Source organism: Spiribacter sp. SSL99 (assembly GCF_009805925.1).
Classification (GTDB): domain Bacteria; phylum Pseudomonadota; class Gammaproteobacteria; order Nitrococcales; family Nitrococcaceae; genus Spiribacter; species Spiribacter roseus.
This window is the reverse complement of the sequence record NZ_MAOM01000017.1, coordinates 67,742-80,201: the sequence shown is the minus strand read 5'-3', so window position 1 is coordinate 80,201 and position 12,460 is coordinate 67,742. Positions and strand designations below refer to the sequence as shown.

Genomic DNA, 12,460 nt, shown 5'->3' with positions numbered 1-12,460 from the left:
CAGATTCCCCTGCCCCCTTTTCGTTCCTCACAATGCCGTGGGTCTAGCGCGACACGCTGACGCCCTCGACTTCCATGCCGTCCTCGATCTGACTGCCGGTCAGGGAAAGCTCACCGGTTCCAGCATCTTCCTGAACAATCTCGAGTCCGGTGTCGTCGCTATCGTCATTGTTGACGGTGTGGACGTCGCTGATCTGTACAACCAGATTGCCGTCGGACTCTTCCTCGAACACGACACCAACCCCGCCATTGTCGCGGGAGACCGACCCCATGACGGCTCCATCGACGCCGCCGGCGTCCTCTTCGGACATCTTGAAGCCGTCATCGCTGTTGCCGTACGCGACGGTGCTGATGTAGCGCAGGTTGCCATTACCCGGGCCAGCTTCATCCATGTCGACGCCCTCGTCGTAGTTGCCGCTGACGGTGCTCCCGATCATGGTCAGGTTGAGATTGCCGGAATCGGCCTCGTCATAATCAATACCGTCATCAAGATCCAGTCCGATCTCGTACTCTTCCACCGAGCCCGAGTCGTACAGCGACACCTCACGCTCGAAGCAGTTGTCATCGGGCGTGCCGGTCACCGCGGAGGGGATGTCAGAGGGCTGCATCATACCGTCCTGGAAGCTGCCCTCCGGCTCAGCCGGCATATACTCGGCGAGAACATCCGGATTGCAGTATGGGCCATTGTCGATGAACGCGGTCCGGATGATCGTCGAGTGGATGCTCCCGGCCTGACCTTCATCAAGCTCCAGACCGTCGGCGCCGACCCGGGCGAACTCCGAGCCATTGGCGGACAGGTGGATATCGCCCGCGCCCCGCTCATCGGCCCGGAGGCCATCGGCGTCGAACTTGCCAGTGCCGGCGCCATCAACGGTAACGTTCTCGAGCTGGATGTGCAGCGAGGCCGGCGATCCGCCTCCGGCGCCGCCAGCGCCGCTCCCGCAGTCATCGGCCAGCGTGCAGTCGGAGACGTGAATGCCATGGTTGGCGACGCCCTTCACGGATACGTTGGTCAACGCCAGCTGGACCATGCCGGTCTGATCCTCGCGGACATCAAGAAAGATCCCCTTGCCGGCGGTCTGCCCGTCCACATCACCGCGGTTGAGCACACTGAAGCCGCCGGGGCCCTCAAAGGCCAGATCGCTGATGGCCAGATCGCCACCATTCGCGCTCACAAGAAGGTCGGTGTTGGCATCACTGCGCACGCGCTGACCATTGCCGATGATCTCGAGCGGTGCCTCACCGGTGTAGACGAGGCTCTCATCAATCACGATATCGCCGCTCACGGTCATCACGATCTGCGAGGCACCACCGCTCTGCGAGGCAGCCTCCAGCGCCGCACGCAGTGAGCCTTCTCCAGCGTTTGCGGTGTCAGTGACAACCAGCGGGGCCTGAGCCTGCGCGGCGGCCGCCCCCATGATCGCAGCAGCGATGGTCAGGGCATTGAGCTTTCTCATGGTGAAGTCCTCTGTCGTAGGAATAACTCAGCAAGACGATAGGAGTTACCTGTGACAGTCCGATGACGCCGCGATGACCAAACGATGTCGTGGCCAATGAGCCCTCACCGGGTATACTCGCATTTTGCGTATTGCGGGGGCTCTTAGCATGTTGGATCGATACTTCGAACTGGCGGAAAGCGGCACGACGATCCGTCGCGAGCTGCTGGCCGGTCTGACCACCTTTCTGACGATGGCCTATATCGTCGTGGTCAACCCGAGCATTCTTTCCGAGACCGGGATGAACTGGGGGGCGGTGTTTGTCGCGACCTGCCTGGCCGCGGCACTCGGCAGCCTGATCATGGGGCTCTATGCCAACTACCCATTCGGGCTCGCACCGGGCATGGGCCTGAACGCCTACTTCACCTACGGCGTGGTGCTGGGCATGGGGATCGCCTGGCAGACGGCACTGGGCGCGGTCTTCCTATCGGGCATTCTGTTTTTGATCATCTCCGTACTGCCCATCCGTGAGTGGCTGATCAACGCGATTCCGTTATCGCTGAAAATGGCGATCTCGGCTGGCATCGGTTTCTTTCTGGCGATCATCGCGCTGCAGAACGCCGGCGTTGTGGTCAACAGCGATGCGACGCTGGTCACGCTCGGCGATCTGACCGCCGTCCCAACGCTGCTCGCCATGCTCGGATTCGCAATTATGGTGGCGCTGAGCTATCGCGAAGTCCCGGGCGCCGTGCTCATTGGCATTCTGGCGGTCAGCTTGATTGGTGTCCCCTTCGGCGTTGCCGAGTTTGACGGGGTGGTATCGATGCCCCCGGATCCGAGCCCGACCTTCCTGCAGATGGACGTTGCCGGTGCGCTCGAGCTGGGACTTGTGTCCGTGGTGCTGGTGTTCCTGTTTGTTGATCTGTTCGACAGTACGGGCACTCTAGTGGGCCTTTCGCATCGGGCCGGCTTCCTCGACCGCGACGGTCGTCTGGGCCGGTTGCGCAGCGCACTGGTCGCGGATTCGGGCGCGAGCATCGGCGGCGCACTGTTCGGCACCTCGACCACCACGACCTATATCGAAAGCGCATCGGGTATCAATGCCGGTGGCCGGACCGGACTGACCGCCGTTGTGATTGCGGTGCTGTTCCTGCTCTCACTGTTCTTCCTGCCGGTGGTCAGCGCCATTCCGGGCTATGCCACCGCACCGGCGCTGCTGTTTGTGGCCTGCATGATGGTCCGCGGCCTGGCCGAGCTTGACTGGGACGACATTACCGATACGGGACCGGCCGTCGTGACCGCCATCGCGATGCCACTCACCTACTCCATTGCTGATGGCATGGGGCTGGGTTTCATTACCTATGTGCTCGGTAAGACGCTGGCGGGCAAGCCGACGGCCGTCCATCCAGCGGTGTGGCTGATCGCGGCCCTGTTCGCGCTGCGATTTGCGTTCATTTAGTAACGCGGACGACCTGAGCCGGCGTTGACGGCTCAGGTCCCCTTACCATTGCAAATCAGGAGCAACTCATGATCCGAACCGCACTGATCATCTCGCTGATCACCCTTTTAACCGGCTGCAGCGGCGTCCCCTTAGTGCCCGGCATCTAGTCTCAGATCATGCGGGTTGTGATGCTCGGTATGCGATCGCGGCATGCAAGACGATCACGACAAGCATCGCGACCAGATGAATCAGTATCGGTGCGGGGGTGGCCGCGAAAATCCAGGCCGCCAGCGGCAAGAATAGAACGGCAGCGCTCCAAAGGCCGGGGTTATAGCGGCGTAGCCGTACCGCCCAGACCACGTGCAATAACGCATTAACTGCGACGAGATAACCTGCCAATACGCCCCACGCCGGATCGAGCCGGGTGAGATAGAAAACCGCGAGCAGGGCAAACCATACGAACACGACATTGACGACCCAGATATCTGCCGCTGTCAGCCCTCTGCGCCTCGGCCCAAGCAGCTCGTTCAAAAAGGCCGCGAAGCGATCCGCATCATGCTCCTCGAACTGGTGGGCCATATAGATGGGCAATGCAAGATAGACCGGCAGTGCGATTCCGGCACCGATGAACGGATAAAGTCCGATCAGCAGTAGCGCCGCTGGGAGCGTTGCATACACCCAGTACTAAAAAATCCGGTTCAGCAAGGTCGAACGCTCCACTGTGCAGGGCGGCGCAAAAACTCAACAGCCCAATCGCCACGGATACCAAAGCGTAGTATTGGCTGAATTTTAATCAGACACAAGGAGAGTTCTGCCGGCAGGAATCCTGCGCAGAATCTTAGCCACTACACTGCCCTACCCACAAAAACGCGATCAGTAGCGAGCTCAAATGCCTGATTTTATTGGCGGAGAGGGAGGGATTGATTCGGCCCTCCGGGCCTCACCCTTCGGGCGCATCGCTGCGCGACGCGTCCCAATCGCCTACCGGCGATTGGTCGAACCCCGTCCGCTTGGCTCCGGGGGCTCGAACCCCAGCACTGCATCAGACACAAAAAAGGGGCCGATGGCCCCTGTTTTATGTCTGGCGGAGAGGGAGGGATTGATTCGGCCCTCCGGGCCTCACCCTTCGGGCGCATCGCTGCGCGACGCGTCCCAATCGCCTACCGGCGATTGGTCGAACCCCGTCCGCTTGGCTCCGGGGGCTCGAACCCCAGCACTGCATCAGACACAAAAAAGGGGCCGATGGCCCCTGTTTTATGCTTGGCGGAGAGGGAGGGATTCGAACCCCCGGAGCCCTCTCGGACTCACCGCATTTCGAGTGCGGCGCTTTCGACCACTCAGCCACCTCTCCAGCGATGTAGATTGTACAACATTCCCCGTCGCGAGCGAAAACCACGGTTGCCCCAAGCCGCTGGCTTTCGGACGCGCTATACTGTGGCGCTGAAATCGCGCTCAACAGGACGCCCATGGATCACGCATCGCCCTCTACCCTGTGCTCGGCCCCGCTTGGTTTTACCGCCTACGAGGCCATCCGTCATCGGCTGCCGGCCCCTGCCCGGCCAGGGGCGGCCCGACGTGCCGCCAACCTTGGCGAGATCATGGATCACTTCGACACCGTGCTGCTGGATGCCTTTGGCGTGCTCAATCGCGGGCAGGACCCCATCCCGGGTGTCCCTGAGCGGATCGCCGCCCTGCAGGCCGCCGGAAAGCGGGTCATGGTGGTCTCCAACGCCGCCGGGTTCTCGCATGCGACGTTGATGGCGCGCTATCAGCGTCTGGGCTACCACTTTGACGCCGCCGATGTGGTCACCAGCCGTAAAACCCTGGTGCGCCAGCTCGAGCAGGAGGCGCCGCGGCACTGGGGCATCATCGCCGGCCAGCAGTTCGGTCCTGATGAGTTCCCACCCCTGGACTATCGGATGCTGGCGGATGACATCGCGGACTATCACGCCGTTGAGGGCTTTCTGTTTGTCGGCGCCTCGGAGTGGACGCCGGCACGACAGGATCTGTTGACCAGCAGCCTCCAAGCCAATCCGCGGCGTCTGCTGGTGGCCAACCCGGATCTTCTCGCGCCACAGGCAGGCGGGGATTCCACCGAGCCGGGGACTTTCGCCCACCAGATCCAGGATGCCACCGGCGTCGAGCCGGCGTTCTACGGCAAACCGTTTGCCAACATCTTTGAGCTCGCCCTCGAGCGCCTGGGCCCCGGTATCGACCGCGAGCGGACACTGATGGTGGGCGATACACTGCATACCGACGTCCTTGGCGGCCAGGCGGCGGGGGTTCGCACGGCGCTTGTCACGCAGACCGGGGTGCTTGCCGATATGGATATCGATGCGGCCATCGACTCATCCGGTATCGCCCCGGACTGGATCATCGATCAGGCCTGAGCGCGGATCCAGCAGCCACTCCAGACCGCGCTCGGCGATCACGGGGCTGGTGGCCGGAAGGCTGAGGCGGCACCGGCCGACCACTTGCGGCATGCCGCTGACCTGGGTCCGGATGCTCGGATAATCCCCCACCCGGCTCTGTTCAATGACTCGGCCCTCGAAGGTCGTCCCCGCGGGGCTGGTGTTGCGCAGCGTGGTTCCCACGCCGGCCTGCCCGCGGTGCATCCGCCGGGCGAGGCGCGCGACGGTGCCGGTGCCTGTGGGGCAACCCCAAAGCACGCCGGGGTGACCATAAGTCCCGCCGGTTGCCTGCAGGGACTCCGGCGAAGTCTCGGTCTCGGGCCACATCCAGTGCAGAAACCGCGGCGCCCCGACATCACCCAGCCGCGGGTGCAGATCCTGAAAATCCGCCTGTACCGCCTCGATAATCCGTGCCGCCAGGGCAAGCGCATCCGCTCCGCCCGCGTCCGCCGGGCGCAGACCCAGCGAATCGGCGTTGACCATCACGTAATGACCACCACTCCAGACCAGGTCATACGCCACGGTCCCCAGGCCAGGCAGCTCGACCCGGGCATCGGCCCGATGCACGAAGGCCTCGTCCCCCTCGACGGTCACCCTGACCACCTGCCCATCGCGCCGCTGCACATGCGCATCAACCCGCCCGCCCGGGGCCTCGAGGCGCAGGCACTGCGTGCCATCGGGATGGGTTCCGGGGATGCGGCCACTCTCGATCAGGGCGCAGGCGGTGGCCATGGTGTTCGACCCCGAGAAGAACGGATAGCCCATCACCTCCATGATGATGAACGCCGCCTGGGCCTCGGGGTCATCAGGCAGCGTCAGCAGATCAACGCAGAAGGTCGGCGTGCCATAGGGGGGCTCGATCAGCAGCTGCCGCAGTCCGTCGCCCGGCCCGCTCAGCCACTCCATGCGCTCGCGCACGCTGCGGGTCGCGTCGGTGGGGACACCGGCGAACACCACCCGATGGATGTCGCTGCCCACGGCGACGTCCATCCACTCGAGCGTCCCCGGGTCAGTCGCGGACATGGGGCGCACCCACCCGGTCCCAGTGCCGGTCGGGAACCACCACGAGCTTGCCGACGTAGTCCTTGCCCATGAAATCGCGCTGGGCGTGATGAAAATCCGAAAGCCGATAGGTGGCATGCAGCAGCGGCCGGATACGCCCTGCGAGGACGTGGCCCAGCAGCCGCCGAAAGTCACTGCGGCGCCCCTGGGAGGAGCCGTTGATCTGGAGCTGCTTGAGATAGAGGGTCCGCAGATCCAGCTCGACCACGGGTCCGGCGATGGCGCCGGCGGTGGTATAGCGCCCCTCAGGCCGCAGAATGCGGAGCAGGTCGTTGAAGTGCGGCCCGGCGACCAGATCGGCCACCACATCAATCGGCGCACCGCCGGTGGCCGCCTCCACGGCCTCCACCCAGTCGGCTGCGCCGCGATCGATCACCGCCTCGGCACCGATCGCCATCAAGGCTTCCGCCTTGTCAGCCCGGGTCACCGCATAGGGGATCGCCCCGCGCGCCCGGCACAGCTGAACAATCCCCGAACCCACACCGCCCGAGGCACCGGTGACCAGTACCCGCTCGCCGGCCTGCACGTTGGCGCGCTCGAGCATATGCTCGCCGGTGAGATAGGCACAGCAGAAGGTCGCCAGTTCCGCATCAGTCAGCGTGGTATCGACGGCATGGGCATTCGCGGCGGGCACACACTGATATTCGGCATAACCCCCGTCACGGCCATGGCCGATGTAGTCGATATCCGCGAGGCTGTCGTCGTCGCGATTGTAGAGGCTGAAGTCCACGATCACCCGCTCGCCGATCCGGGCGGCGGGCACGCCCTCCCCCACCGCCACGATGACTCCGACACTGTCGGTGCCCTGAATCCGCGGGAACGTCAGCGTCGAGCGGCCCCGGCGCCAGGTGGACACGGCATTGGGATCGGTGTCGCTGCCATAGGCGCCCTCGCGCACCCAGACATCGGTGTTGTTCATGCCACAGGCATGCACTTCGATGAGGACCTCATCGCCAGACGGCCGGGGCACCGGCACGTCATTGCGGTAGGTCAGGGCATCCAGACCGCCATGGCGGTCAAGCTGGACGGCGGCCATGGTCCGGGGCAGTTCAGTCGATGTCATGATGTGCCTCAGCGTTCGCGTCGTACCCGAAAAAAGTCCCTCAAAAGCGCCGCGCATGGCTCTGCCATCAACCCACCCTGCGCCGACAGGCGATGATTGTGGAGCGGATCGTCATGCAGTCGCATGGCGCCCCCGCAGGCCCCGGTCTTGGGATCAGTGGCACCATAGATGACCGTGTCGACCCGGGCATGGATGAGGGCACCGACACACATGGGGCAGGGCTCGAGCGTCACGTAGAGCTGGGTGCCCGGCAGGCGGTAGGCGCCCAGCCGCGTGCCGGCGGCCCGCAGGGCGACGATCTCGGCATGCGCGGTGGGGTCGTGGCGGCCAATGGGTTGGTTGCAGCCCTCGCCGATCAACTCGCCATCGCGTAGCAGCACCGCCCCCACCGGCACCTCGCCGGCGCCCGCCGCCCGTTCGGCCAGCGCCAGCGCACGTTGCATGGCCGCCTCCGGTGTCACTCCCACTCGATGGTCGCGGGTGGTTTGCCGGAGATGTCATACACCACCCGCGAGATCCCGTCGATTTCATTGATGATCCGCCGCGAGACATCATCGAGGAAGTCGTAGGGCAGATGCGCCCAGCGGGCGGTCATGAAATCGATGGTCTCCACCGCCCGCAGCGCCACCACCCACTCATACCGTCGGCCATCCCCGGTGACCCCGACCGAGCGCACCGGCAGGAACACGGCAAACGCCTGGCTGGTCCGCTCATACCAGCCGCCGGCGCGAAGTGCCTCAATGAAAATGGCATCGGCGCGGCGCAGCAGATCCGCGTATTCTTTGTGGATTTCGCCAAGAATACGGACGCCCAGGCCGGGGCCGGGAAACGGGTGGCGATGGATCATTTCCGCTGGCAGACCCAGTTCCAGCCCGATCCGGCGCACCTCGTCCTTGAACAGCTCACGTAGGGGTTCGAGCAGCTTCAGATTCATGCGCTCGGGCAGGCCGCCGACGTTGTGATGCGACTTGATGACATGGGCCTTGCCGGTGCTGGCGCCGGCGGACTCGATGACATCCGGGTAAATCGTGCCCTGCGCCAGCCACTGGATGTTGTCGAGCTTGCCCGCCTCCTCGTCGAACACCTCAATGAAAGTGCGGCCGATGATCTTGCGCTTGACCTCGGGGTCGGCCTCGCCGGCGAGGGCGTCCATGAACCGCGCCTCGGCATCCACGCGGATCACGCGAATGCCCATGTGGCGGGCGAACGTCTGCATGACCTCATCGCCCTCGCCCAGGCGCAGCAGGCCGTTGTCGACGAACACGCAGGTCAGCTGATCACCGATGGCCTTGTGCAGCAGCGCGGCGACCACCGATGAGTCGACGCCGCCGGACAGCCCCAGGAGCACATTCTGATCGCCGACCGTCGTGCGCACCCGGGCGATCAGATCCTCGATGATGTTGTCCGCCGTCCAGTTCCCCGAGCAGCCACAGACGCCGTGGACGAACCGCTCGAGAATGCGCTGCCCCTGGGCCGTGTGAGTGACTTCGGGATGAAACTGCAGGCCATAGAAACCGCGGTCGTCGTCGCCGATGCCGGCGATGGGGGCCGAAGGCGTGCTGGCAATGACCTTGAAGCCGGCGGGCAATCCGGACACCCGGTCGCCATGGCTCATCCACACGTCCAGAAGCCCATGCCCCTCGGCGTTGGTGCGGTCCTCGATATCCTGCAACAGCACCGAGTGGCCGCGGGCACGCACCTCGGCGTAGCCGAACTCTTTGGTCTGCGAGGCCTCGACCGCTCCACCCAGCTCGTGGGCAAGGGTCTGCATGCCGTAGCAGATGCCCAGAACCGGGACTTCCAGATCGAGGACGGTCGTCGGCAGCCGCGGTGTCTGCTCGCTGTCTTCGTGCACCGACTCAGGCCCACCCGAGAGGATCACCCCCCGTGGCGCGAATTCGCGGATGCGCTCGGCTTCCACATCCCAGGGGCGGATCTCGCAATACACCCCGGCTTCACGGATGCGACGGGCGATGAGCTGGGTGTACTGCGAACCGAAATCGAGGATGAGGATCCGCTCGGCATGGATATCGCCGGTCATGGCGTCAATCGCTCCGGTAGTTGGGCGCTTCCTTGGTGATGCTCACATCGTGGACATGCCCCTCGCGCACCCCGGAGTTGGTGATGCGTGCAAAGGTGGCCCGCTCGCGGAACGAGTCGATGTCCGCACAGCCGCAGTAGCCCATGCTGGCGCGCAGACCGCCCAGAAGCTGGTGAATGATGACGTTCATCGGGCCCTTGTAAGGGACCCGGCCCTCGATGCCCTCGGGCACCAGCTTGTCGGCGTCGCGGGCGTTTTCCTGGAAGTAGCGATCCGATGAGCCCTGTTTGCCGGACATCGCACCGATCGAGCCCATGCCCCGGTACGACTTGTAGCTGCGGCCCTGATAGAGCTCAACCTCGCCGGGTGCCTCGTCGGTGCCCGCGAACATGCTGCCCATCATCACGCAGTGGGCTCCGGCGGCCATGGCCTTGGCCATATCCCCGGAAAAGCGGATGCCACCGTCGGCGATCACCGGCACATCGGTGCTGGCCAGTGCCGTGGCGACGTTGTCGACCGCCGTGACCTGGGGTACTCCGACGCCGGCGATGACTCGGGTGGTGCAGATGGATCCCGGGCCAATGCCCACCTTGACCGCGTCGGCGCCGGCATCCGCCAGAGCCCGCGCGGCATCGCCGGTGGCGATGTTGCCACCAATGACCTGTACGCCGGGGAAGTGACGCTTGATCCAGCCCACCCGATCGATCACGCCCTTACTGTGGCCGTGGGCGGTGTCCACCACCAGCAGATCGGCGCCCGCCTCGGCCAGCGCCTCGACGCGCTCCTCGGTGCCTTCGCCCGTAGAAACCGCCGCGCCCACACGCAGGCGGCCATATTCGTCCTTGCAGGCGTTGGGGAAGTCCTCGGCCTTCTGGATGTCCTTGACGGTGATCATGCCGCGCAGCTCAAAGCGGGGGTTGACCACCAGCAGCTTCTCGATGCGGTGGCGATGCAGCAGCGTGAGGATCTCGTCGCGCTCGGCCCCTTCCTGGACCGTCACCAGCCGGTCCTTGGGCGTCATCGCATCGGTCACCTTCATGTCGAGCCGGGTCTCGAAACGCAGATCACGACTGGTGACGATGCCGGTGAGCTGACGGCCCTCGACCACGGGGACGCCGGAGATGCCGTACTGCCCCATGAGCGTGATCACCTCGCGGATGCTCGCCTCGGGGTTGACGCTGATCGGCTCTTTGATGACACCGCTTTCGAATTTCTTGACGATGCGCACTTCCCGCGCCTGATCTTCGACGCTCATGCTCTTGTGCACGATGCCGATGCCGCCCTGCTCAGCCAGCCGGATGGCGAGGCGCGATTCGGTGACCGTGTCCATGGCGGCGGAGAGCAGCGGGATATTGAGCCGGATGTCGCGGGTCACCCGCGTCGACAGGTCGACGGCCTTGGGCAGCACATCGGAGTAATCCGGCAGCAGGAGGACGTCGTCAAAGGTCAGGGCTTCCTGGGCGATCTGCATGGTGACGTCCTCTTCTGGCGCGATGGTAACCGTCTATTATAGGCCGCCTCCTGCCTGAACGCCAATGTCAGAAACGCTGCATCTGGCATTCAGGGCATGAGCTGCTAGGCTCGATGTATGGACAGCCCTGACGCCCGTCACGTGTACACCGTCTCCGATCTCAACCAGACCGTTCGGGGCCTGCTCGAACAGGCGCTCCCGCTGGTATGGGTCGAAGGCGAAATCTCCAATCTCGCCCGGCCCCGTTCGGGGCATCTGTACTTCACCCTCAAGGATCCGGATGCCCAGGTGCGCTGTGCACTGTTCCGCAATCGCGCCATGCGCCTGCGCACGACCCCGGCCAATGGTGACCAGGTACGACTGCGGGCACGCATCGGCCTTTACGCGCCGCGCGGTGAATACCAGCTGATCGCCGAGCACCTGGAACCCGCCGGGGATGGGGCGCTGCAGCGGGCGTTCGCTGAACTCAAGGCCCGCCTCGAGCGCGAGGGCCTTTTCGATCCGGCCTGCAAACAGGCGCTGCCGACCCTGCCGCGGCGCATCGGCGTCATCACCTCGCCCACCGGCGCCGCCATCCGCGACATCGTCAGCGTCCTGCGCCGGCGGTTTCCGGCGTTGCCGATCCTCATCTACCCGGTGGCGGTCCAGGGGGCCCAGGCCACACCGGCCATTGTCGAGGCCATTCATCGCGCCGATCAGCGCCAGGAGGTGGATGCCCTGATCGTCGGCCGGGGTGGCGGCTCGCTGGAAGACCTGCAGGCCTTCAACGACGAAGCGGTCGCCCGCGCGATTCATGCCTGCAGCCTGCCGACCGTCAGTGCCGTCGGCCACGAGGTGGATGTCACCATCGCTGATCTGGTGGCCGATGAGCGTGCCGCCACGCCGTCGGCGGCGGCGGAGCGGCTGTCTCCCGACGGCGAGGCACTCGGGCGCCGTGTGCAGCAACAGCAGGCCCGCCTCAGCAAAGGCCTGTCGCGGGTCCTGGGCGAGCGCCGCGAGCGCATCCATCGCCTGATCCGGCGGCTGAATGCCCAGCATCCCGGCCGGCGGCTGCGGGATCGCGCCCAGCGGCTGGATGAGCTTGACCAGCGCCTGGGACGCGCCGTCCGCGCCCGGATGGCGGAGCGCGCGCGGCATGTCGAGCGGGTCCATCAGCGCCTGCAGGCCCAGGACCCGACCCCGCGGATCCAGCGGCTCAGTGACACCACGGATCAACTCGCGCGGCGCCTGGACCGTGGCGTGCGGGAGCTCATCACCCGCAAGCGGACGCGGGTCGAGACCCAGGCCCGCACGCTCGACAGTCTCAGTCCACTGGGCACGCTGGCCAGAGGCTATGCCATTGTCCAGCCCCGGGACGGCCAGGCGGTGATCCATCGCGCGACGGATGTCGCCGTCGGTGATCCGATCCGCGCGCGCCTTCGCGAGGGCACGCTGATCGCGCGGGTCGAGGGTCACGACGAGGGGAGTTAAACCCCATTTCAGCTGGCTTGTTGCGCGACAACGCCGGGCGCATCATGCCGGGATCATCCACCCCTG

10 protein-coding genes and 1 tRNA gene are annotated in these 12,460 nt (G+C 65.1%); 3 read left to right on the top strand and 8 right to left on the bottom strand.

Annotated features, from left to right (window positions below):
* Nucleotides 1–43: 43 nt before the first annotated feature.
* Nucleotides 44–1,456, bottom strand: a complete 1,413-nt coding sequence (locus BA899_RS06065; RefSeq protein WP_159300077.1) for a hypothetical protein — start codon at nucleotides 1,454–1,456, stop codon at nucleotides 44–46.
* 148 nt (nucleotides 1,457–1,604) lie between these two features.
* Between BA899_RS06065 and BA899_RS06060 the strand changes: the two genes are divergently transcribed.
* Entirely contained in the window at nucleotides 1,605–2,894 is a 1,290-nt protein-coding gene (locus tag BA899_RS06060) for an NCS2 family permease (protein ID WP_144348474.1), read from the top strand.
* Between the two features lie 156 nt (nucleotides 2,895–3,050).
* Here the strand turns inward: BA899_RS06060 and BA899_RS06055 are convergent, their stop codons facing one another.
* Together BA899_RS06055 and BA899_RS06050 are read right to left on the bottom strand one after the other, a co-directional pair.
* Entirely contained in the window at nucleotides 3,051–3,554 is a 504-nt protein-coding gene (locus tag BA899_RS06055; protein ID WP_157809100.1) for an HXXEE domain-containing protein, read from the bottom strand.
* A 583-nt stretch (nucleotides 3,555–4,137) separates the two neighbouring features.
* Nucleotides 4,138–4,227, bottom strand: a tRNA-Ser gene (locus BA899_RS06050).
* 115 nt (nucleotides 4,228–4,342) lie between these two features.
* Between BA899_RS06050 and BA899_RS06045 the strand changes: the two genes are divergently transcribed.
* Entirely contained in the window at nucleotides 4,343–5,266 is a 924-nt protein-coding gene (locus tag BA899_RS06045; RefSeq protein ID WP_148122174.1) for an HAD-IIA family hydrolase, read from the top strand.
* Here the strand turns inward: BA899_RS06045 and BA899_RS06040 are convergent.
* Genes BA899_RS06040 through guaB form a run of 5 tightly spaced genes read right to left on the bottom strand, consistent with a single transcriptional unit; the run spans nucleotide 5,225 to nucleotide 10,924 of the window.
* Nucleotides 5,225–6,310 carry a proline racemase family protein gene (locus BA899_RS06040; protein ID WP_159300076.1) on the bottom strand — a complete coding sequence of 362 codons (1,086 nt, stop codon included), beginning with the start codon at nucleotides 6,308–6,310 and terminating at the stop codon, nucleotides 5,225–5,227. The genes BA899_RS06045 and BA899_RS06040 overlap by 42 nt on opposite strands.
* The gene (locus tag BA899_RS06035; protein WP_159300075.1) at nucleotides 6,297–7,412 is read right to left on the bottom strand and encodes an alcohol dehydrogenase family protein; all 1,116 of its coding nucleotides are present in this window, start codon (nucleotides 7,410–7,412) and stop codon (nucleotides 6,297–6,299) included. Before BA899_RS06035 ends, BA899_RS06040 begins: the two co-directional genes overlap by 14 nt.
* Before the next feature lie 8 nt (nucleotides 7,413–7,420).
* The gene (gene tadA, locus BA899_RS06030) at nucleotides 7,421–7,855 is read right to left on the bottom strand and encodes a tRNA adenosine(34) deaminase TadA (protein WP_148122177.1); all 435 of its coding nucleotides are present in this window, start codon (nucleotides 7,853–7,855) and stop codon (nucleotides 7,421–7,423) included.
* Between the two features lie 14 nt (nucleotides 7,856–7,869).
* The gene (gene guaA, locus BA899_RS06025) at nucleotides 7,870–9,453 is read right to left on the bottom strand and encodes a glutamine-hydrolyzing GMP synthase (RefSeq protein WP_069133985.1); all 1,584 of its coding nucleotides are present in this window, start codon (nucleotides 9,451–9,453) and stop codon (nucleotides 7,870–7,872) included.
* Nucleotides 9,454–9,457: 4 nt separating this feature from the next.
* Nucleotides 9,458–10,924, bottom strand: a complete 1,467-nt coding sequence (gene guaB, locus BA899_RS06020) for an IMP dehydrogenase (protein ID WP_159300074.1) — start codon at nucleotides 10,922–10,924, stop codon at nucleotides 9,458–9,460.
* Nucleotides 10,925–11,041: 117 nt separating this feature from the next.
* Here guaB and xseA point away from each other — a divergent pair, with 117 nt between their 5' ends.
* Entirely contained in the window at nucleotides 11,042–12,394 is a 1,353-nt protein-coding gene (gene xseA, locus BA899_RS06015; protein ID WP_159300073.1) for an exodeoxyribonuclease VII large subunit, read from the top strand.
* Nucleotides 12,395–12,460 lie beyond the last annotated feature (66 nt).

What these genes read in the sequence shown, in the direction of transcription:
- BA899_RS06040 (WP_159300076.1), bottom strand. Translation starts at nt 6,310, where the DNA reads ATGTCCGCGACTGACCCGGGGACGCTCGAGTGGATGGACGTCGCCGTG.
- guaB (WP_159300074.1), bottom strand. Translation starts at nt 10,924, where the DNA reads ATGCAGATCGCCCAGGAAGCCCTGACCTTTGACGACGTCCTCCTGCTG.
- tadA (WP_148122177.1), bottom strand. Translation starts at nt 7,855, where the DNA reads ATGCAACGTGCGCTGGCGCTGGCCGAACGGGCGGCGGGCGCCGGCGAG.
- BA899_RS06060 (WP_144348474.1), top strand. Translation starts at nt 1,605, where the DNA reads ATGTTGGATCGATACTTCGAACTGGCGGAAAGCGGCACGACGATCCGT.
- BA899_RS06035 (WP_159300075.1), bottom strand. Translation starts at nt 7,412, where the DNA reads ATGACATCGACTGAACTGCCCCGGACCATGGCCGCCGTCCAGCTTGAC.
- BA899_RS06065 (WP_159300077.1), bottom strand. Translation starts at nt 1,456, where the DNA reads ATGAGAAAGCTCAATGCCCTGACCATCGCTGCTGCGATCATGGGGGCG.
- BA899_RS06045 (WP_148122174.1), top strand. Translation starts at nt 4,343, where the DNA reads ATGGATCACGCATCGCCCTCTACCCTGTGCTCGGCCCCGCTTGGTTTT.
- xseA (WP_159300073.1), top strand. Translation starts at nt 11,042, where the DNA reads ATGGACAGCCCTGACGCCCGTCACGTGTACACCGTCTCCGATCTCAAC.
- guaA (WP_069133985.1), bottom strand. Translation starts at nt 9,453, where the DNA reads ATGACCGGCGATATCCATGCCGAGCGGATCCTCATCCTCGATTTCGGT.